Annotated in this window: 1 protein-coding gene; it reads right to left on the bottom strand. The window is 32.8% G+C overall.

The annotated features are described in order from the left end of the window. Positions 1-1,115 precede the first annotated feature (1,115 nt). Positions 1,116-1,766, bottom strand: a complete 651-nt coding sequence (locus AC1DUW_RS27405; RefSeq protein ID WP_053346269.1) for a 2OG-Fe(II) oxygenase — start codon at positions 1,764-1,766, stop codon at positions 1,116-1,118. Positions 1,767-1,874: the final 108 nt, after the last annotated feature.

Genomic DNA, 1,874 nt, shown 5'->3' on the forward strand with positions numbered 1-1,874 from the left:
GAATGACCCAATCAAATGGTGCTACTGACAGCATTTGATTTTTTATCGGTTCATTAGCAAATGAAGCATAGATGACAGCCATTGAGCCTCCAAGACAGAAACCCAGAATAGGAATCTCTTCCGCTCTAGAATGCCTTAACGACTTCTGTAGCCCTTTTGAATGTAATCCACAATATAGTTATTAATGCTGGTATATCCATCTTCATACCCATAAATGTCGGCACCAATAAGAAATGAAACCTCGGTTACTGTTTTCCTAGTACTAAAAGTAGAGATGGAAAATGTTCTTGATTTATTTACCCTGTATGGGAATCATCCAGCTGGAAACACATGACTTAGGGATGGCTTCACAGGCGTTTGCGTTGTTTTGTCCTATTTAAAAAAGAAATGGATGTTGGACTAGTAAGGGAATATTAACTAGATCACTAACTTTTTTTTCATCTAGAGGAACTAGCCGTTACAAGTAAAGACAAGCATTAATAAAATAAAGAAAAGATGAAAGGAGTGTTATTTATGAGAAACAGAAGAATCCGCAGCAGAAGAACTTTTATTCGTTTATTAAAAGAGAGCCAGTTACTTCGCTCGAGTATTATGGATCAACATATAGAATTCTTACGTAAAGTAAGAAACTCTATAAAGTAAAGAGTCAGTTCTAGCTGGGGATAACAAAGAAACTGAAGACTACAACCAGCCGCCCTAGAAGTTGGTTGTGGTTTTTAGATATAAGCCCAGTTATCAAGATGTATAGTCGCATTACTTCTCGATTGAACTGTTTTGACTTAACCATAATTTCAAAGAAACGCTTTGTGAAGAATATATGATTGAAACTTCAAAACCTAATTCAAACCATATTGAAATTTCCAAGTTACTAATAAACATGGTGTAGGAAACTAGTGTTATGTAATTTCGTTCAATGAAAATATTGATGGTAAAAAGTTACCTTTACTTACTTCTCTAGGACACGCCGTAGGTTATGGCTTTCCTTCCATCGTTTCGTGTATACCCAACAAACTTGGTGTTAATATTGTTTCATGGACACATTTTAGTTAGTCCTTACAATGATTTTTGAAAGGATGTGTCTGTCTTGGAACGAAAGAATACAGGTAAAAAATATACTATTTTTGTCTTCTCATCCATTGTGTTGCAACCCATTTTTCGCCAGTTATAACTGGCGCTCCACCATGTAATGTTAGTTCGTTTACGTTTATATCAGTATAGAAATATTCGAAATACACCGCCATTCCTTTTCGTGGGGATACTGAAAGATTTAGTTTAGGAAAAAAAGTTTCTCCTCCATGCTCCACATCATTTAAGTACATGACGATTGTGCTAATTCTATTATTTTTTGTTGCTTTACTTGAAGATGTAAAAAAATCAAAATGAGCTTTATACTCTTGACCAGGAGTATATTTAAGAATTTGAATACCATCCCCATGTTCAATGGGTATATTCATAATAGATGATACTCTTTTTTCAATTTTGGTAATGATGTCATTTTCATTATCTTGAAAATACATACTACTACTTGTTCTTATCTCATTTACTTCGTGTGTAACTCCAATTTTAGAACGATGCATTTTGTCTTTTGACAATCTAATTAGTTCGTCACATTCTTCGTCACTCAAAACATTTCCTAAAATTACTATTAGTGGTTCTTCTAATCTAGCAATTATATTAATTTCTCTATCTTCTGTTTTGATTTTATTTCCAATGTGATTAAAAATAGTTTGTTCTTTACTAATTGATTTTTTACTATCAATTGTCAACTTTCATCGACTCCTTAAAAGATTTAATTTTCAGAATGATTAATTTGTTTTGTTTCTTTAAGAGTTTATCTATGATAATTATATCATGAACCTCCCGTTATATAACTG

Source organism: Peribacillus sp. P4_C12 (assembly GCF_056402095.1).